Raw genomic sequence first — 18,397 nt, forward strand, 5'->3', positions numbered from 1 at the left:
GAGAGGTTTTCTCAATCCATATTGAAGAATAGTAACGGAATAATGGGCGGTTGTCTATCAAATTCTTGTGTGTTACTTTACCGCGCATGAGCATTATCACTTGTGCTGATAGTATCCAGATAATTCTTTTCTTTTCCATTTGCAGTCAGATACTCAGAGAAGGAATAAGGATATATATTCATGATGACAAAACGGCCGCCCAGTGTAGAAGCAATTTCGCTGCTGAGCATTTTGCTGATACATCATGTAGGATTTGCCGGTTCTTCTGATGCCGACAAAACAATAGTTTATATTTTCTTCCAGAGGATAGTGTCTAACGATTATTGGGTTGTTTAGGTAAATATCCTTCGGCTGTCTTGTAAAGCATAAAATACAGACGTAGTGAAAAAATATGGTCGATTCAATACATTTTACGGTCGATTCATGACAATCCGCCCATTTGGAAAGAAATTCGTTGTACATTAGAAACAGGTAATCATGTACAACGAATTTTTTACATTAAAAGCAAAGGAGAAAAAGGAATGAAAAAGTTGAACAAATGGATAGCAGGATTGCTGTGTATGATGCTTGTCATAACCATGGTTGCAGGACTGGGTGTGATGGAAGTGAAGGCAGATGATGCGGTAACAACAGTAAGTTCGTGGACTGAGTTAAAAAATGCAATAAGTAAGGGTGGCGACATTCAATTGACGAGTAATATTACAGCTGGAACGGGTGATTATAGTTTTAATGTAACTCGGGACGTGACCATTGATTTGAATGGATATACGATTGATCGTAACTTAAATGTACAACAAGACAATGTATTTAGTGTGATGACAGATGGAACTTTAATAATAAAAGATACGAGTGAAGGACAAAATGGAAAAATTATTGGTGGATGGGCAAATGAAGACTATGCTGGATGCATTAATGTCAGCGGAGGAACGTTAATATTAGAATCCGGCAATATTGTTGGAAATCGTAGCAATAGTACTTTTACAAAACGCGGTGGTGGAGTTGCACTTTTTTATAATGGAACTTTTATCATGAGAGGAGGTAAGATTTCAGAAAATAAGGCAGGATACGGCGCTGGAGTGGTTGTTCTTGATAATTGTAAATTTATAATGACTGGTGGAGAAATCACAGAAAATATTTGTGATTTTGGTGACTATCAAGATCAGGATGGAGCAGGTGTATTTGCATATTGTTGTCCTTCAAATTAGATGCACCATCTCCATGCAGATTAGATGCACCTGATTTAGATCTTATTTGTTATGCATCCGCAGATTGTCTGCACCAACATCTGCAAGTTATCTGATCGACATAAAAAATGATGCAGATTAAGAGATCTGGGAAAATACAGTAAAAGCAGGCTGCCCTGCTTTTACTGCTAAATCTCATTATTATTGATTGCCTGCATGACGATCTCTGCAGTAATCATGTCACTTTTTCTAGAGTCTCCAATCAGAAGACAACTATTGCATAGATTGTTGATGATACGAGGTGTTCCATCAGATGCATTTAAGATGGCTTCAAGTGCTGCGTCTTCAAAGATTGCCCTGGTTGCACCTGCTCTTTGAAGCTTATCGAGGACATAAGATCTGCCTTCTTCTTTTGTAAATGCAGGAAGTTCATAATTCATGATGATCCTCTGACGGAATGGCTCATGCACACTCAGGCGAAGTGTGGCGTTAAGTGATGGAAGTCCTGACAGGAGAACAACAGCACGATCCCTGGAATCCATCTCAAAGTTAAACAACAGCTTAAAATCATTCAGAATGGCAGAACTGATATAGTTCGCTTCATCAATGATGATTACTGGAGTTTTCCTTTTCTCTACAGAGAGCCTTGTGAGCTCTTCCTGAATTACCCGGAAGTTATCTGGTTTTCGATAGTGGGCCTGTGCACCAAGTTCCGTGGCAAGATTCCGATAAAAATCATTGGGGCTAAAAGTGGAAAAACAGGTATAGACTACTTTGTATTGTGAGTTATTTAAGGTTTGTACCCATTTCCTGATTGCGGTTGTTTTTCCGCGGCCGGGGCTGCCGGTAAGCAGTCCAAAGCCCTTTGTTTTTGCAAGATAGTCCAGCCGGAATAAAACTTCTTTGGATTCGTCTGTTGATACAAAGATTTCTTTGGAATTCTTTAGGAAAGGATTGAATTCCAAACCATAGCGGATCGTATAATCCATTAGTCGTCACCTCCATAAAGACGTGGTTTTTCACGTTTGATATCCGCGTTTTCAACCTTGTTTAAAAGGCGGATCGGGGTAAGCGTACCATCTGCTTCAACGACATAGATAGATTCCATATCAGGAGAATAACGGAGTCTGATCCGCTGTTTTGCAAAACGGTAATCCACCTCATACTCGATGTGGTCAATCGTAACTACACAGTCAATGGAAACACGACGCTCTAACTCCAGTAAGAATAACTGGTCAATCTTATCTTCCGGTAAGCGTTGGAAACAGTCCGGCTCGCTAAAGTAGCGCTCTTGTGGACTTTTTCCATTTAGGGAAGAGTGAATCCTCTGATTATACTGGGAGACATAGGTATAAAGACTGCCACGAAGCTTGTCAAGAGTGTGAAAATCTCTCATATCAAGGCCTGCCATCCACTGGTCTTTCATGGTACGGAACCAGCGCTCCACCTTGGCCTTCTGGGTTGGCGTATACGGCTGGTCATAATGAACTGTAGACCCGATACGTGCGGCAAGCAGATCCATCTGTTTATTCTTATAGGAACTGCCATTATCGAAGTTGAATAACTTTGGAACACCAAACTTTGCAACTGCTGATTTCATGACAGACATGAGATTGACGAAGTTATCATTGAAAAAGACATCAATGCCAACAATGTAGCGGCTGGCGTCATCAATGAGGGCGATCACATATACCTTATGCTTTTTGCCGTCTTCTGTTTTCAGGTAAGGACCAACACTGCTGTCACCGCACCATACCTCATTGACATGGGCACGTTCATAACGACGCATATCCTGATTGTCTGTCGTCTTTTCTTTTAAAGCAAGGTTGTTTAAGAAACGGTTTACGGTGGATTCTGACAGTTCATTACGGTTCGTGGATCCATTGGTGCACAGCTGACGGAAGATAGCAGCTGCAGACATACGGGGATAGGTTGTTTTCAGATATCGGATCTGTTCCTCAAGGTCAGGGTCGATCTTTCTGGAAGTTCCCTCGTCGCTGCGGCTGGAAGGGAGCAGAGCGTCAAAACCATTCTTTTGATAGTGCTGGTACCAGCGTTTGATGGATGTCGGTGCCGGATGGATGAAGGATCCGTTTGGATGGAGTGCACCACGTGCAGAGGCCGCACGAAAGTAAGCCTCCTTGGATCTGTACTCATCCGGGAGACCAACAATCAGTGGTGAGATTATGGAATACCGCATCAAAGCGATATCCTGTGCTAATTCCTGTTTCATTTGAAGTCCTCTCTTTCATTTTTTCTTAAGTATAGAGGGGATCGGGAGAGTTTTCCTGTAAGGCTATGTGGGTGTAAGAAATAAGATGTTTGGGGTCTGTCTTATCTGCATGAACTGGTTCATAAAAAGTGAAAAACACAGCTTTACAAGACGGGATGGGAAGGATAAATCAATCCGAAAGGAACGGATCTTCTGCATCCAGTGCATGATATAGCGTTTGGTGATGGAGGCAATAAGATTTTCATCAATAGAAGGAGTTCTGTTCATGATCTGTTCAAAATCTCCGGAATCCTCATAAGCAGATATGATAGCAGCCTGCTCCTGTAAGGATACCTGGGAATAAGGCACAATCTGGGAAGGAAGCAGAGCATGGGTTTTACCACAGTGAGAGCATTTAACCCTGCAGATAGATAAAGTGATTTCAGAATCATCTTTCTTGAGGGAACGGGGATAGTAGCCATGAATGGTTAAACATCCTGAATGGCCACAGGTACACTGTAACTGATGGAACTGTAAGGTATTGATAAGATTTTCGTAAGTTTTTAGATTTAACGGATTGTCAAAAGGTACTGTAATTGTTATCATAGCGTTGGTGCAGCATCTCCCTGTCTAAGGATGTAGTGGTGCATCGGATTGTTATGATAGCAGGTGTCAAACTTTGGTCGGGGAGATACCTGCTATTCTTGTAACTTTGATATGATAACACAAGAAGGTACCGGTTCAAACACTCTGCTGTAAAAAACATCAGAATATCTGAGTCAGTACCTTCATTTAATTTGACTGATATAAGAATGATTTGGAGCACCAAGGGTGCTGGATAACAGCATATCAGGGAGCGGATGTAACAATCGGAGGAAGTGCAAAAATTTACGGAAATAAAAACTCAAATGGAGAAAATAGTAACTTATATATTTATCGTTACAATAGTAGTGAAAAAATTAATCTGAGCACGACTGTTCCACTGACAACGGGTGCTAAAATAGGTGTAGGTTATTATCAGCCATATGGAAAAAACGAGATACCACTTGCAGATTCAGGAAAACAATTCAAAGATGCATTTTTCACTGACGATGATAAAAACTATGAAATTACAACAAAAGATGGAGTAGATGGTATTTTTTATTCTCCAAAAAATTCTTCGGGAGGCAGCTCCACACCATCCACGCCAACCTCTTACAAGCTAAGGGTAGGCGGAGTTGAAGTTACCAGTGCCAATACTTCCGGCACAGGCTGGAGTTATGATAATCAGACAAATACACTGACCTTAGATGGATTTAATTATGAAGGTGATGGAAGCGGAATCGAAATCGAAACCTTACAAGACCTGAACATAATAATTAAAAATGAAAATAGAATAAAAAATATAAGCAGTTCTTACAGCAGTAGTACAAATGGATGGAGTTGCGGAATATATGTTCATGGAAATTTAACCATAACAGGAGATGGAACACTTGATGTAACAGGTGGAACAGCAGATACCAGTCATGGTATTAGTGTACTAGGCAAACTGGAAATTGATAGTCAGGGTACAATTATTGCCAAAGCACAGGCAACAGCCGGTACAAGTGGCATATTTGCATATGATGGTATTGTTATTAAAAATGGTAATATTACAGCATATGCTGCAGAAGCAACTAACAGTAGCCGTGGTATTGAATGTAATGGCGATATAACGATTAGTGGAGGAACTGTAGCAGCTAAGGCAGAAAAAGGAGAGACTCTCAGCTACGGATTAGAAAGTGATAAAAAAATAACAATATCTCCAAATGCAGTTGTCACAGCATCTGGAGTTACCGCAGCATTAAATAAAAACCAGAAGGATATACTGGTGAGATTGGTACAACTTTCGTAAGTAATAATACCAATCCAAATCCAACACCGACACCAGAACCAACACCGACACCAAGTGAACCGTCAACAACGCAAGGTGAATCTACAACAACATCAACACCGGCTTCGACATCAACGGTAAGCACACAGGGCAGTCAGCAGGTTATACCAACCATCATTGAAGGTGCAGGCAGCAGCTATACGCAGGGAAGTGGAAATACAATTTATTTCCGTTCCAGCGATGCATTTGCAAACTTCCAGAAAGTTATGGTAGATAACGCAGAACTCAGTGCAGACTGCTATACGGCAACAGAAGGAAGTATCATTATCACTTTGAAACCGGAGTATTTAAGCACATTGGCAGCCGGATCACACAGTATTAGTATTGTTTCTGCAAATGGAGTTGCAACAGCAAACTTTGAAGTTCAGACAGCAGATACAACAGCAGTTTCACCGAAAACCGGAGATAACGGTCAGGCAGCTTTGTGGATCACACTTCTCATTCTTTCCTGTGGAGCATTGGCCGCAGTTGGAATCAGAAAAAAAGTAAGATAAGCAAAAAATAAATATTTATAAACTCAAACTTCGCACTTGAATAAGTGCCTATGCACCTTGAAAATTCAATAATAACTGGCATAAATATAGCATGAAACCGTCTGGTTTTGATATAATTGAGTTGTTCAGAAACAATTACAAACTGGAGGCTCATGCTATGAATAAAAGTATAACACAAGCGACCCAAGATGATAAGCAGATTTCGAAATCTATCAAAAGATTTTTTACAAGATTTCATGTATCCTCAGCTTTGAAAGTATTCCACGCCTACAAAAAGAAAGGGATTCCGGTAACGGAAATCTTCCAGTATCTGTTTCTGCTTATTTTTTCAAACAGAAGCATGTACATGAACCTGATTACAGGTCGAAACACTCCTGGTTTTGCAAAGGATATCTCACTTGTACTCCCATATTTTGTGGAGTATATCAAGGAGTACTGCGGACAAAAATCCAGGCTGCAACTGACAGGAAATTTGAAAAAGTGCATTTTATGAGTTGTATCCAACAATAAATTTAAAAGAAAATATCTAGGAAGATATCAGCATAGGGCAGCAGATATCTTCCTTTTTGTATTTTACAGAATGGAAAGAAAGTCCGTAAAAAAAGGACGTCAAAAAATGTGTCGGATTTAATGGCTGCGATAAAAAACTAAAACAGAAGAATGGGAAAAGGAAAAAAAACGATAATAGAGGATATATAAATTATAGAGCCACAGAAATAAGATTAGTAAAATATAATCATCAAAAGGAGGGTTATATATGATACAGGTGGATAATCATGGGAAAACAGGTTATTGTCTTCATGGTGACAGCGATCCGTTGGATGTTCAGGTAGGGTATGGACATTATGCAAGAAATGGTGTGAAGGACTTTGTTACAAGAATGACTGCATATGAGCCGGGGGATGACGGAGCAGTTTTTGAAGCAGCAACTTATCTTGGAAGCAGTGCAAGAGTTAAGGTGAATTTTGTCGGTGAGTGCGCACTTCGTCTGCGGATGGTTCCGGAAGGAAGTAAGACAGATTGCAGGAGAGAAGTACTTTCTCTTGATCCTTATAATAAAGTAAAAGTTGAAGAGATGGATAAGTATATTAGACTTTCCACAAAAAGACTGGAGGTATACATATATAAATGCCCATGGCAGATCGTTGTATATCTTGATGGAAGTGAGCTTACCAAAGAACAGATCAAGGATCAGGATGTAGGACTTAAATATAAATCAATCCCATTAGGATTCAGCAGAAAAGAAGACGGAAGTGTTGTTGACTGCTTTGAAACTATGTATATGTATAGTGATGAGAATTTTTATGGATTTGGAGAAAAATTTACAGATTTTGGAAAAAGAGGGCAGAAAATCACTGTATGGCAGAGAGATGCCCAGTCTACGAATGCGGATGTGGCATATAAAGCAATGCCATATTTTATGAGCAGTATGGGATATTCAATTTTATTGAATACATTTACAAGAAATCACTTTAATATGGGAGCAACTTCAGGCGTAAGCTACACGATGGAAGCAGAAGATCCATATCTTGACTATTATATGTTTTGTGACAGGGATTTTAAGGGATTGTTGAAAGAATATACATCTTTCAGTGGAAGATCGCCAATGATTCCAAAATGGGCATTTGGATTCTGGATGTCCAAAATGAGTTATCTTACAAGACAGGAAGTGCAGGATACGGTAGAACATATGGAGGCTTTTGGCATGTCAGCGGATGTGATCCATATTGACGGCTGGCTTGATTTTATCGGTGGAGGAGATGGAAAGGAGCTTCTAGCTTTTGATGAAAAAAGATTTCCGGATCCGGAAGGAATGATCCAGTGGCTAAAGGACAAGGGAATTCATTTGTCTTTATGGATGTTTCCATATCTTCCGGCTTATGCAAAAGACGAAAATGGAAAAACAATTCTTGGAAAAGAATCTAAATTGGTAGAAGTTATGAGAGAACGAAACTTTATCGTAAAAGATTATTCCGGGAACCCATATGTATTTCCACTTGGAGAAGGAGATATCGCCAATACTGCCATTGTAGCACTGGACTTTACAAATCCTGAGTTTGTTGCATATCTGAAAGAAAGAGTAAAACGCCTGATGAGAATGGGTGTAGGTGTTATAAAAACAGATTTCTCAGAAGAGATACCGGAAGATGCAGTATTTTATGATGGAAGCAGGGGACTGGAGGGACATAATAAATATACATATCTGTATTCTAAAACTGTCTATGAAGCCTGTGCAGAAGGAAAAGCAGAGACAGGTGAAAAGGGACTGATCTGGTGTCGGAGCGGCTATGCAGGAAGCCAGAAATATCCGGCACACTGGGCTGGGGATTCTTCCGCAACAGAGAACAACCTTGCATCTATCTTAAAAGGCGGATTGAGTCTTGGCCTAAGTGGTGTGTCATTTTGGGGATTCGATATAGGAGGTTTCTATAATTCAGACGATGAAGGCAATATAAAAATTCCTGAAGATCATGAGTATATCCGTTCAGTACAGATGGGATTGATGGCACCTTTGAGCAGAAGCCATGGACAGTCACCAAGAGAACCATGGAATTTTTCAAAGAAAACACAGGATGCATTCTTAAAGATAAATAAACTGCGTTATAGAATGGTTCCATATTTTTACAGTACAGCGCATGAAACCGTAATGGAAGGGATTCCAATGATGAGAGCTATGCTTCTGGAATTCCAGAATGACCTGAATGCCAGAAATCTTTCCACACAATATATGCTGGGAGAAGCAATGTTAGTTGCACCTGTTTTTGACCAGCAGATCCAGCATATTTATCTGCCAAAGGGAAGCTGGATCGATCTGAACAGTGGCAAAAGAAAAGAAGCAGGATGGATTGTTTCAGATCAGGTATTTGATGAGATACCACTTTATCTCAGAGAAAATAAAATGATTCCTTTATTGAAAGAAGCGCCTATGCATATCGGAGATCAGAAATTTGAGAATCTGGAAATCTGGATGAATCTGACAGACTCAATCAGTCAGAATTACTATGATGACGACATTACTGGAAGCTTCCAGGCAGTCCTGAAAAATGATGTGGTGGAGATTACAACAAAAGACATGGACGTGGCAGCCATTAAAGCGTGGATTCCGGCTCAGATCAGAAGATGCTTTGTAAATGGCACACAGTGGAGTGTACGAAAGGCAGATAATGCCTGGATAATAGATAAATAAGATGCAGGCGGGAGCTGCCTGCAGAAAAGGAGGAAAAGATGAAAAGAAGAATTTTATCAGGACTGCTTATTGCAGCCATGATGACAGGAACATTGGCAGGCTGTGGAGCAAAGGACACAGGTAATGGAAGCCAGGGTACGGAAACAGCAGAGGGTGAGGCATCAGATATCAACTTTGATGAAGATCCATACGAGGTGAATATGCTGATTGCCCTTCCGGCAGCATCACCGAATGACAGCGAGGTAAAAAGAGTTACAGATAAAATTAACGAAATTACATTGGAGAATCTGAATATGACGCTGAATCTTACGATTCTTCCATTTTCCGCTTATCTTGAGCAGATTCAGCTGGAGCTAAGCTCAGGAGCAGATCTTGATATTTTTGTTGCACCTACAGCTTATGGACCAAGCTGGGTAGACGCGGGATTTTTAACAGATATGGGACCGCTTCTTGATCAGTATGGTCAGGAGACATTGGAAAGCTATCCGTCAAAAGAACTGGCAACGGCACCGAATTTGAATGGATATGTATATGGTGTTCCGGTACATAAGGAAATTTCCCAACAGACATCTATTTATTTCAGAACAGACATTCTTGATAAGTATAATATTGATGTGAGCAATGTCAAGACGATTGAAGATGTTGATGCGATTTTCGACGAAGTATCTGCAAAGGAACCAGATATGTGGATGGTTGCTATGGATAACCTGGGATGGCCGGAATTAGAACCAATGGATTATATCGGCGGTCTTGAGACTTATGCTGTATTAGATCCTACAGAAAACAGCACAGTAGAAAATGTATTTGAAACAGATGTATTTAAAAAATGGACCACTTACGCACATAAATGGTTTGATAAAGGATGGATCAACAGTGGTGCAGCTTCTGATACAGAATCTTATTATACATATATTTCTTCCGGACAGGCATTTGCATTCTTCAATGATTCGGGTCATCCATTAGCAGAAAAAGATCAGGAGAGCAACTGCGGTGGAACAGATCTTACTATGGTCAACCTGGAAGAATCAATTGCAACTACAGCTACGGCTTCTTCATTTTGCTATTGCATTTCTTCCGGTTCAGAAGATCCGGCAAAAGCTATGCAGATGTTGAATTTTATTGAAACCAATGCAGACGTTATGAATCTTCTTAACTGGGGAGTTGAAGGTGAAGATTACGTAGTAAACAGTGATGGACTCTTAGATTATCCGGAAGGAAAGGATGCATCAACAGTAGGATATCATATTGGTGCAGGCTGGATTCTTCCAAATCAGTTTGTATGTACACCATGGTGTACAGATGGTGCTGACATTTACGAAAAGATGGAAGAGTACAATAATAATACTACTATTTCACAGCTTATGGGATTCACATTTGATCCGACACCGGTTCAGGATCAGATCTCTGCGGTAAGTAATGTAAAAGCCGAGTATTATAAAGCATTAGTTACTGGAGCAGTTGACCCGGATGAGTATATTGAAAAACTGGTGCAGGAAATGAAGGATGCTGGATCAGAGGAGATCATTGCTGAAATGCAGAAACAGGTAGACGAATTCCTGCAGAATAAGAGTGAGTAAAACTTTATTATATATCTTGAAATAGTTGTTTGTGATTTTAACCTGTAGGCTTTAGGTAGATAATAGAGTCTGCAGGTTAAAATGCATTTACGATCATTAATAAAAGAGGAGTGACCTGCAAATGGGCGGAAAGAAACAAGAAAAAAAGAGTTTTAGATCAAAAATAGCTGCAGTCAAAAGGTATCTGCCATTGTATTTTATGATGCTTCCTGCAATGGCATACCTTTTAATTAATAATTACCTTCCTATGAGTGGCCTGGTACTTGCATTTAAAAAATACAGGGCGAGAGATGGAATCTGGGGCAGTGAATGGGTTGGATTTAAGAATTTTTCGTTTTTATTAAAGAACAAGGAGCTGCCAATTCTGTTCCGCAATACAATAGGATATAATATCTGCTTTATTATAGTGAATATGGTATTGGGAGTGATACTGGCAATCCTGATCACCGAAATCCGGAACCAGAAATTCAGAAAATTTGCGCAAAGCAGTATTCTTTTTCCTTTTGTTGTATCAATCATTATTGTCTCTTATATGGTCAGAGGATTCCTGGATCCGGAAGCAGGTCTTATGAATCATATTCTGGAGGCAATGGGCAGAGATCCAGTATCCTGGTATGATGTTTCAAAATATTGGCCAGGTATCCTTATTTTTGTAAACACATGGAAAAGTGTAGGATATGGATGTATTTTATATATATCGGCAATTCTGGGAATTGACGCATCCCTATTTGAATCAGCATCCCTGGACGGGGCCAATAAATTTCAGAAAATATGGTATATTACACTTCCGTTTTTAAAACCAACGGTAATTACGGTAGCATTGTTATCCATTGGAAAAATTTTTAACAGTGATTTCGGGTTGTTCTACCAGGTGCCACAGGGATCAGGATTGATTACGAACGTTACACAGACGATTGATACATTTGTTTATAAGGCACTGACTACACATAGTGATATTGGAATGTCTGCAGCAGCCAGCTTCTTCCAGTCTGTAATAGGGTTTTTGCTGGTAATGATATTTAATGCGATCACCAACAAAATCAGCAAAGAGAATGCATTGTTTTAGGAGGAATATTTATGGTTCGATCAAAACAGGATAAATGGTCAGAAGTGGCAGCTTATGTTATAATGTCTATTGTAATGTTAATAATCCTTTTCCCATTTGTACTTTTATTTATGTCATCTATTACAGAAGAAACATCTTTGCTTGTAAATGGATACTCAATTTTTCCGAAAGATATCAGCTTTGCCGCATATAAATATATCTGGCAGTCAAAAGATACAATAGTAAGAGCTTATGCAGTGACTATTGGAGTGACAATTATAGGAACCGCATTAAATGTGCTGATTACAGCAATGGTTGCGTATCCTCTGTCATTGGACAAACTTCCAGGGAAAAGAATTCTTTCATTTATTATTTTATTTACAATGCTCTTCAGTGGAGGACTGGTACCTACTTACATGATGTATACCACTGTGTTGAAAATAAAAAACACATATCTGGCATTGTTGATGCCTAATCTGCTTTTCAGTGCATTCAATGCGATTATTGTTAAAACTTATCTGCGGTGTAATATCCCACCGGAATTATATGAATCAGCAAGGATCGACGGAGCAGGAGAACTGACGATATTCAGAAAGCTGGTATTACCTCTTGGAAAATCTATTTTTGTGACAATTGGGATTTTTGCAGGTCTGGGATATTGGAATGACTGGATGAACGGCTTGTATTATGTGACAGATTCATCAAAATATTCAATTCAGCAGCTGCTTAATGTAATGGTAAAAAATATCCAATATCTGACACAGTATGGTAAGAGTACAGGAACAGGACAGATACCAAGTATCAGTTTAAGAATGGCAATTGCATTTGTCGCAATGCTGCCAATGCTGATTCTGTATCCGTTTCTGCAAAAATACTTCGAAAAAGGAATTACACTAGGAGCAGTGAAAGGATAAAGAAGTGTATCGTCGTTTTTTAATAGAAAATTCGAGAAAAATACTTGTGTTTAGTATCTGCATCCAGATTGTGTGTATGATTGTATTTGGTTATACATATCAGAAACAACAGGATGAAGCAAAAAAGAATATTGTGCAGTTTACAGAGCAGTATGTTGAAAAAGTGACGAATGAATTAAAGAGAAATGACAGCTATATGGGTGTGACTACAGTGGATTCAAAAGATTATAGAGGAATGTTTGGATTGGATGAGCTGTCTAAAATAGGAAAAATCTCAGAACTACAGGTGACATATAAACTGCTAAGCAGTGCAAGTGATTATAGATATCATTTTTTCTCAATGAACAGGGAAGATGATGACTTTATAGAGCTTACCGCAGTAAAACTTCCGTTTGAAAGATACCGGAGAATACGTCCATATCTGAAAGACGGTGCTTCAGAAAAAATTATAAATGGAAAGTGGATATATATAAAGACAGAGCAGGAAAACATAATTGCATCTTTCTGGTTATATGATCAATTTGTTCTCGGAGCATGGATTACAGAAGAGGATTTTTTAAAGGACGTAAGTCAGCTGGATTACGGATCTGGAGGCGGCATCTCACTTGTTTTGAAAGAGGATATGGATAAGACCGACTTATCCATGGAAAATCACAGGGCAACAATATATGAGCTTGAGGATGTAAACAGTGATTTTGAAATCTGTGAAGTACTGAAACAGAACAGTGAGATGAAGAGGATTATGATCTTACAGGTACTGCAGTTTGCTCTGGGATTACAAGTTCTGATCGTTCTGCTTGTGATGATGTGGCAGTTGAGAAAGAATTTTATCATACCTGTGAAAAATCTGGTGGAGGTATTAGACCGGTACCGTTCAGTAAAAGAATATAGGAAACAGAAAAAAGAAAATGAGGCACCAGATGTAGTAAACGATGCTTATCAGATTCTGGACAGTCTGGGAAATCATGTGGAGAGTCTGTCGCTGCAGTTGTGTAAGAGTGAGATGGAAAAAAAACAGCTGGAAATTAATTTCAGAAATCTGCAGATCCGTCCGCATTTTTTTTGTGAACTGCCTGGCTATGATTTCAGGAATGGCTCAGATAGGGGATGTAGAGAAGATTCAGAAAATGACAGTATGTATTTCGAAATATTATCGCTATATATGTCAAGATTGTCTGGATACGATCTCACTTTCAGCAGAAATCCACCATATGGAAAACCTAATTAAAATCAGGGGAGAATGGAATGCAAACGAAATACAGTTCCGATATGAGCTGGAAACAGGAACAGATAAGACCCGGATTCCGGTTTTAAGTGTAAGCACATTCCTGGAAAATTCCATTAAACATGCAATGACTGGGGCGGGTGTCTTGAAAATCAGGCTTACAGCAAAAAAGGCAGAGCGGAATATGGTTTCTATCTGTATTACTGACAATGGAGCAGGCTTTTCAGAAGAAGTGTGTGAGCAATTGAACCAGGGAGCTCCAGTAGCGGATACAGGAGGAAAACACATCGGAATTAATAATGTAAGGCAGAGAATATCGTTGATTTACGGGGAAAAGGCAAGGATATTATTCAGAAATACCCAGGAGGGTGGTGCCTGTGTAGATATTCTTATACCGGAGGAAACGGAAACATTATGAAACTTTTGATCGTGGATGATAATAAGTATGTAGTAGAAGGCCTGAAAAGACAGTTAAACTGGAGTGCTTTTGGAATAGATGAGATTTTTGGCTGCTATAGTGTAGCCCAGGCAAAATCAATTATGGAAAAAGAAGAAATAGATTTCCTGATTTCAGATATCGAGATGCCGGAAGAAAATGGATTTGAATTACTTTCCTGGATGCAGGAAAAGGGAATGGATACACAGAAACTGCTCCTTACAAGTTATGCAGATTTCCATTATGCCAAGGCGGCAATTGATTACAAATGCAGCCAGTATCTTCTAAAACCGATAGAAACGTCCAAATTAGAAGAAGTAATGATTGAACAGGTTGACAGCAGAGTAAAGTACCAAAGAGAAAAAAGACTTCTTCAATGTGGAAATGACTGGCTTTCCCACCAGAGTATCATTAAGGAAATGTTTTGGAAAGATGTTCTGGACGAATTGATTTTCTGCAGAGATAATTCGGCAATATACCGGATAAAGAAAGAAGGTTTAACTTATGAACCGGATCAGCAATTTTGTGTGGGACTGCTCTGCTTTGAACCGGACATAGGAAAACAGCGCCTGACACAGGGATTACTTGGATTTTCATGTGAAAATGTCTGGAATGAGATTGCAGAAAAGAATGGGATTGAAGCAGAAGCGATTATGTATAATGGACCATTTCAGTATGCAGTAATTCTGGAAGAAAAATGGAAAATGGATCATATAAAAAGAACTCTGGAACAGTTCATACAGGCATTCGTTCCATTTTATCATGGAAGAGTACAATGTTATTTTGCAGAAAATGTGTGTATTGATGAAATTGCTGTAATGGTAAGGAAGCTTGAAGGACAGGCATTGGAGAATCTGAACAGGGAAAGCGGAATTATTTATGAAAGGAATTCTCCTGAGACAGCAAAAGAACTCTTCCATGATCCGGAAGCTGAAATATGGGAAGAACTTTTACAAAGAGGAAAACTGGAGGAACTTTATAAGTCGATTCGTGAATATTTTGCGCATTTGAAGCAGATTGAAAATTTAAATGCAACTTTTCTGGAAGTTGTCCTGATGGATTGGAATATGATCGCCCATAATGTGCTTGTAAGCCATAATATGACAACTTACCAGATGTTAAGCAGAGTAAGAAACCAGGAACACGCATTGCTCGCACTGAAAAGTGTATCATGTATGGAAGAATTAATTGAAGAAGAAGTCAGAAAAATCTGGGAACTTGTTTCTTATGTGGAAAAAACAGATACAATGATTGCCGACATCAGGAGATACATAGACAAACATCTGGATAGCGTGACAAGAAGTGAGATATCGGAAGAGTTTTATCTGTCCCCGAACTACCTGTCGAAATTATTCCGCAAGGAAACAGGATCATCTCTGAGCGTTTATATTCAGAATGTAAGAATGAGCAGGGCAAAACAGCTTTTGCTGGAAACAAATTATTCAATCAGTGAAATCGCTACGGAGACAGGGTATCCCAGTTTTGCACATTTTTCCAAGCAGTTTAAAAAATTTGTCGGAAAGACACCAAATGAATACCGAAAGGGAATCTGACAGTTTACAGAATATGAAGATAACCGAAAAGGAGCATAGAAATTAAATGGTAGTAATAGATAAAATAAGCTGTATAGGATGTGGGCAGTGTGAAAAAGACTGCTTTGGACATAACATAAGCATGAAAGAGGGAAAGGCACATATAATAGGAAACTGCTTCGAATGCGGTCACTGTGTTGCAATATGTCCTGTGAATGCAGCAAAAATTCAAGGAGATACCGAAGATGAAATACAAACCGGAAATAGAAAAGCAGAAGAATTTTTAAATCTTATTAAAAACAGGAGGAGCATCCGGTATTATAAAGATCAGCCTGTTTCGAATGAGCAGATCCAGTTGGTATTAGAGGCGGGCCGATATACACCTACAGCAGGAAATGCGCAGGATGTAACTTATACCGTAGTGAGTAAAAAACTTCCAGAAGTGAAACCATATATATGGCGGGGATTGCTGCAATTTGGGAAAAAAATGAAAGAAATCGACCCGGACAGTATGTATGACAGTCTGTGGAGCAGAATGTATACTCAGTGCTGCAGGACACAGGGGAAAGAAGACCATCTTTTTTTTAATGCACCAATTCTGCTGATCGTAGCTGCAAAAACATCAGTAAATGGTATTCTGGCGGCAGACAGTGTTGAACTGATGGCCAATACGCTAGGACTTGGATGCCTGTATTCCGGATTTATTGAGAGAGGATTAAAAGAAAGCAGCGAAGCACTGGAACTGCTAAATCTTAAAAAGGAAGATATTTGTATCTGCATGCTCATGGGTTATCCAGATATCAGTTATCAGAGACCGGCACCACGAAAACCTGCAGTTATTTATTGGAAATAATAGAAAGGAAAGCAGTACAGAGATGAGAAAAAGTGGTATATTGATGGCAATATCAAGCATTCCGTCAAAATATGGGATAGGGGGTTTTTCAAAGGAAGCATATGAATTTGTGGATTTCCTCGGAGAGTCAGGACAGAAAATATGGCAGATTCTGCCTCTTGGACCAACTGGTTATGGGGATTCCCCGTATCAGTCGTTTTCTACATTTGCAGGAAATCCTTACTATATTGATCTTGAATCTTTACAAAAATCGAGATGGCTTACAGAAGAGGAATGTAAAAAAGCAGATTGTGGAGAACAACCTGGGAAAGTAAATTATGAAGCTGTTTATAAAACGAGATTTCAGGTATTAAGGAAGGCATTTAAAAGTGCAAAAGCTGAAAATATTAGTGAAACAGAGGATTATAAAAGTTTTCTGTCAGAAAATACATTCTGGCTGCCTGATTACTGCCTGTATATGGCACTGAAAGAATCATTTGGAGGTATATGCTGGATTGACTGGGAAGAAGATATCCGCCTAAGAAAGAAGGGAGCTTTAGATAAATATCGACAGAAACTGTCAGAAAATATAGCTTTCTATGAATTTTTACAGTACATATTTATACGGCAATGGGAAAAGTTAAAGCGGTATGCAAATGAGAAGGGGATAGAAATTGTTGGGGACATTCCAATTTATGTTGCATTTGACAGTGCAGATACCTGGGCTAATTCACAGTTATTTCAACTGGACGAACAAAAAAACCGATTGCTGTGGCTGGATGTCCGCCGGATGCTTTTTCTGCAACCGGACAATTATGGGGAAATCCACTTTATTGCTGGGAATATCATAGAAATACCGGATATGCATGGTGGATACGGAGAGTCGAATATTGCTGTAGTATTTATGATATTGTAAGAATCGATCATTTTAGGGGATTTGATGAATACTGGTCTGTGCCATACGGCGATGAAACTGCATCAGGTGGGCACTGGGAGGCAGGACCAGGAGTGGCACTATTTCGTGAGATGGAGAAAAAGATTGGAAAAAAGCAAATTATTGCAGAAGATCTTGGCTTTCTGACACCGAGTGTCATACAGATGGTGAAAGACAGTGGATTTCCGGGAATGAAAGTATTGCAATTTGCATTTGATTCAAGGGAAGCCAGCGACTATATGCCATACAATTACAGCCATAATTGCGTGGTTTATACTGGAACACATGATAATGAGACAACAGCGGGATGGTATATGCATCTTCCTGAGGATGATAAAAGACTTGCAGACAGCTTTTTAAACCTTCACAGTGAAGATGAACCAGCATGGGAGATGATAAGGACAGCATTGGCAAGTGTTGCAGATACTGCAATTATACCAATGCAGGATTATATTGGACTTGGAAATGAGGCGAGAATGAATACACCATCTACACTTGGCGGAAACTGGGAGTGGCGAATCGAAAAAGAGGTTCTTACAGGAAATCTGGCAAAGAGAATTAAAAGTTTATGCGAAATTTGTGGAAGATGTGGCTGATTACAGAAGAAAGGAAGGATGCACTGGCAAGCTTTCCATGATTTCTGGAGTCTGCATTATCCCACTCATAATGACGTTTTACCGCAAACCTGAGACAATCGATGACATGACCTATTACATAGCAGCCAAGCTGATAGAACTTTTGGAATCAAGGCAAAGGTGTATCGCAGATGGAATGGATGAATCCTGCCCCCGGTCTGTATGGATTGATTTTTAACATAATACATCACTGCTGGCTATATATTGCTTTAAATATCGTTTGCATCAATGCGGTTACGTTGTATTCTTGTGGATTACGTAAAAATATTGCTAGATTA

The 18,397-nt window shown here is 39.3% G+C and carries 16 protein-coding genes and 2 pseudogenes; 14 read left to right on the forward strand and 4 right to left on the reverse strand.

The annotated features are described in order from the left end of the window. Positions 1-77 precede the first annotated feature (77 nt). Positions 78-230 carry a hypothetical protein gene (locus ROSEINA2194_RS22420; protein WP_007890456.1) on the reverse strand — a complete coding sequence of 51 codons (153 nt, stop codon included), beginning with the start codon at positions 228-230 and terminating at the stop codon, positions 78-80. A 291-nt stretch (positions 231-521) separates the two neighbouring features. On the opposite strand from ROSEINA2194_RS22420, the gene ROSEINA2194_RS18620 reads away from it, so the two are divergent. Further along, positions 522-1,205 (forward strand): hypothetical protein, encoded by a 684-nt coding sequence (locus tag ROSEINA2194_RS18620; RefSeq protein ID WP_007890457.1) that lies wholly within the window; start codon positions 522-524, stop codon positions 1,203-1,205. A gap of 167 nt (positions 1,206-1,372) precedes the next feature. On the opposite strand, the gene ROSEINA2194_RS18625 is transcribed toward ROSEINA2194_RS18620, so the two are convergent. The 3 genes from ROSEINA2194_RS18625 to ROSEINA2194_RS19975 form a co-directional block, all read right to left on the reverse strand. Beyond that, the gene (locus tag ROSEINA2194_RS18625; RefSeq protein WP_007890459.1) at positions 1,373-2,173 is read right to left on the reverse strand and encodes an ExeA family protein; all 801 of its coding nucleotides are present in this window, start codon (positions 2,171-2,173) and stop codon (positions 1,373-1,375) included. Continuing rightward, a complete protein-coding gene (locus ROSEINA2194_RS18630; protein WP_007890460.1) occupies positions 2,173-3,417 on the reverse strand; it encodes a DDE-type integrase/transposase/recombinase in 1,245 nt (414 codons plus the stop codon). The genes ROSEINA2194_RS18625 and ROSEINA2194_RS18630 overlap by 1 nt, the downstream gene beginning before the upstream one ends. Before the next feature lie 63 nt (positions 3,418-3,480). Continuing rightward, positions 3,481-4,002, reverse strand: a complete 522-nt coding sequence (locus ROSEINA2194_RS19975; RefSeq protein ID WP_007890461.1) for a DUF6431 domain-containing protein — start codon at positions 4,000-4,002, stop codon at positions 3,481-3,483. 211 nt (positions 4,003-4,213) lie between these two features. On the opposite strand from ROSEINA2194_RS19975, the gene ROSEINA2194_RS18645 reads away from it, so the two are divergent. The 13 genes and pseudogenes from ROSEINA2194_RS18645 to ROSEINA2194_RS18705 all read left to right on the forward strand — a co-directional run bounded on the left by ROSEINA2194_RS18645 (position 4,214) and on the right by ROSEINA2194_RS18705 (position 18,297). Further along, positions 4,214-5,269, forward strand: coding sequence for a carbohydrate-binding domain-containing protein (locus tag ROSEINA2194_RS18645; RefSeq protein WP_007890462.1), 1,056 nt, complete (start codon positions 4,214-4,216; stop codon positions 5,267-5,269). A 245-nt stretch (positions 5,270-5,514) separates the two neighbouring features. Continuing rightward, entirely contained in the window at positions 5,515-5,802 is a 288-nt protein-coding gene (locus ROSEINA2194_RS18650) for a hypothetical protein (protein ID WP_007890463.1), read from the forward strand. A gap of 157 nt (positions 5,803-5,959) precedes the next feature. Then, positions 5,960-6,193 (forward strand): annotated as a pseudogene (locus ROSEINA2194_RS18655) (IS4 family transposase); the annotation flags it as partial. A 366-nt stretch (positions 6,194-6,559) separates the two neighbouring features. Next, positions 6,560-8,989, forward strand: coding sequence for a TIM-barrel domain-containing protein (locus tag ROSEINA2194_RS18660; protein WP_007890465.1), 2,430 nt, complete (start codon positions 6,560-6,562; stop codon positions 8,987-8,989). A gap of 38 nt (positions 8,990-9,027) precedes the next feature. Next, a complete protein-coding gene (locus tag ROSEINA2194_RS18665; RefSeq protein ID WP_007890466.1) occupies positions 9,028-10,566 on the forward strand; it encodes an ABC transporter substrate-binding protein in 1,539 nt (512 codons plus the stop codon). A gap of 121 nt (positions 10,567-10,687) precedes the next feature. After that, entirely contained in the window at positions 10,688-11,632 is a 945-nt protein-coding gene (locus ROSEINA2194_RS18670) for an ABC transporter permease (protein WP_007890467.1), read from the forward strand. An 11-nt stretch (positions 11,633-11,643) separates the two neighbouring features. After that, on the forward strand, positions 11,644-12,525 hold the full coding sequence (locus tag ROSEINA2194_RS18675) for a carbohydrate ABC transporter permease (RefSeq protein ID WP_007890468.1): 882 nt from the start codon (positions 11,644-11,646) through the stop codon (positions 12,523-12,525). Between the two features lie 4 nt (positions 12,526-12,529). Continuing rightward, a complete protein-coding gene (locus ROSEINA2194_RS22425; RefSeq protein ID WP_252832755.1) occupies positions 12,530-13,753 on the forward strand; it encodes a sensor histidine kinase in 1,224 nt (407 codons plus the stop codon). Further along, a complete protein-coding gene (locus ROSEINA2194_RS20745) occupies positions 13,644-14,168 on the forward strand; it encodes a sensor histidine kinase (protein WP_369122138.1) in 525 nt (174 codons plus the stop codon). The genes ROSEINA2194_RS22425 and ROSEINA2194_RS20745 overlap by 110 nt, the downstream gene beginning before the upstream one ends. Further along, positions 14,165-15,739, forward strand: a complete 1,575-nt coding sequence (locus tag ROSEINA2194_RS18690) for a response regulator transcription factor (RefSeq protein WP_007890471.1) — start codon at positions 14,165-14,167, stop codon at positions 15,737-15,739. Before ROSEINA2194_RS20745 ends, ROSEINA2194_RS18690 begins: the two co-directional genes overlap by 4 nt. Positions 15,740-15,785: 46 nt before the next feature. Beyond that, on the forward strand, positions 15,786-16,571 hold the full coding sequence (locus ROSEINA2194_RS18695) for a nitroreductase family protein (protein WP_007890472.1): 786 nt from the start codon (positions 15,786-15,788) through the stop codon (positions 16,569-16,571). 22 nt (positions 16,572-16,593) lie between these two features. Next, positions 16,594-18,080: pseudogene (gene malQ, locus ROSEINA2194_RS23720) on the forward strand (4-alpha-glucanotransferase). Then, positions 18,073-18,297, forward strand: coding sequence for an HFCD family protein (locus ROSEINA2194_RS18705; protein ID WP_217284426.1), 225 nt, complete (start codon positions 18,073-18,075; stop codon positions 18,295-18,297). Before malQ ends, ROSEINA2194_RS18705 begins: the two are co-directional and overlap by 8 nt. Positions 18,298-18,397: the final 100 nt, after the last annotated feature.

The organism is Roseburia inulinivorans DSM 16841 (assembly GCF_000174195.1).
GTDB classification, from domain to species: Bacteria; Bacillota; Clostridia; order Lachnospirales; family Lachnospiraceae; genus Roseburia; species Roseburia inulinivorans.